1 protein-coding gene is annotated in these 1,511 nt (G+C 71.0%); it reads left to right on the top strand.

Translation table 11 applies throughout. From position 1 onward, the window contains the following. Nucleotides 1-275: 275 nt before the first annotated feature. A complete protein-coding gene (locus ACZ7IB_RS31550; protein ID WP_470917222.1) occupies nucleotides 276-1,352 on the top strand; it encodes a lysylphosphatidylglycerol synthase transmembrane domain-containing protein in 1,077 nt (358 codons plus the stop codon). Nucleotides 1,353-1,511 lie beyond the last annotated feature (159 nt).

Raw genomic sequence — 1,511 nt, 5'->3', positions numbered from 1 at the left:
TCTCGCTTTCCACTTTTCCCTCAAGGGGTGTTTGTTCTTGCTTGACCCCCCCATACAAAAACACCCCTCGGTCGGTCCCCTTCTTCCCCCCCCCCCCCCGGGGCGGCCCCCCCAGGCCACTCGCGTTCCGACTGCACGTTCGTCAGGTGAGTGGTCCGTCCCGGCGCCTTCTGCGGACAACTGCGCGTACGACGGGGCCGCCGGCGGCCCCCGGTACAGGACGGTTCGCTTACCGCTCATCTCGTCGGGCGGTGTGGCGCCGTACGGTGGCGGACATGGACGGCGCGGATGAGAACCTCGAGCACGGCGAGGGCTTCGTTGCCGCACCCTTCAGGGCGCCACGTCGGCTGTGGTGGCTCGGCTCCGTCGCCCTGGTGGTAATCGCGGCAGTCGTCGCGGTGTACCGGCGGCACGACCTGGCTGCGGCCTCGCACCTGATCGCCGCAGTCCGGCTGCCCCGGCTCGTCCTGGTCGCCGGGTTCCAGGCAGCGTCTCTCGGCGCTCTGATCGCACTGCAGCAGTGGCTGCTGCGGGTGGGCGGGGCGCGCTTGCGCCTCAAGGTCGTCGGGACCATCGTGCTGGCGGCCAACGCCGTCGCCGGTGCGCTGCCGGGCGGGGCGGCGTTCGCAGCCGCATGGATGTTCACGCAGTTGCGGCGCAGGGGTGTCGGGCAGGTACTCGCGGGAGCGGTGCTTGCCGTCTCGGGAGTGCTGTCGGTGGCCGCGCTCTTTGCGCTGCTGGTGACCGGTGCGCTGGCGAGCGGCGCCGCGGGGCTCGGAGCGCTGCGGCCCGTGGTGCTTGGGCTCGTGGTGATCCTCAGCGTGATGGTGGGCGCTGTGGCTGGTCTCTCCCGTTTCGAGCCGGTACGACGCCGATCCTGGCGGCTCTGGCGGCGGCTCGGGGTACGTTCCCAGCAGCTGCGGAACATCGAGGACAGCCTGCTTGCCCTCGTCCGGCACGTCCATGCCGTTCGACCGGGGCTGCGCCCGTGGTGGCAGCCCTTCACCCTCGCGCTGCTCAATTGGGGGTGCGACGCGGCCTGCCTCCTCGCCTGCGCGTGGGGGCTGGGCATCGGCATTCCCTGGCGCGGGATCCTCGTGGCATACACGCTCACCCAGATGACGGGCAGCCTGCGGCTGACGCCGGGCGGTCTCGGTGTGGTGGAGGCCAGCCTGACAGCGTTGCTCGTGCTGTACGGGCTGCGCATCGACCAGGCAATCGCGCTCACGCTGCTCTACCGGATCGTGAGCTACTGGGCGCTGCAACCCATCGGCTGGGCGTGCTGGCTCGGTCTGACCTTCAGCTCGCGTTGCGCGGACCACCGTGCCGGACCTGACCGGCACACTGGATGAGAGCGCCGCTGGGTCGTCTTCATGGGGCGCCACGAGAACCTCGTCCGCCTGGATACCCAGGCACCCGACCTGCTCTCCCATCGCCTGGCGGCGGGGGGGGGGGGGGGGGGGGGGGGGAGGGGAGGGAAGAAGGGAAGGGGGGGGGGTCAGCACGCTCCT

It is taken from the genome of Streptomyces sp. NPDC037301, assembly GCF_055602785.1.
This window is presented reverse-complemented; position numbering and strand designations above follow the sequence as displayed.

Bases quoted from the DNA above. Each gene is read 5' to 3' on its own strand.
- ACZ7IB_RS31550 (WP_470917222.1), top strand. From the start codon at position 276: ATGGACGGCGCGGATGAGAACCTCGAGCACGGCGAGGGCTTCGTTGCC.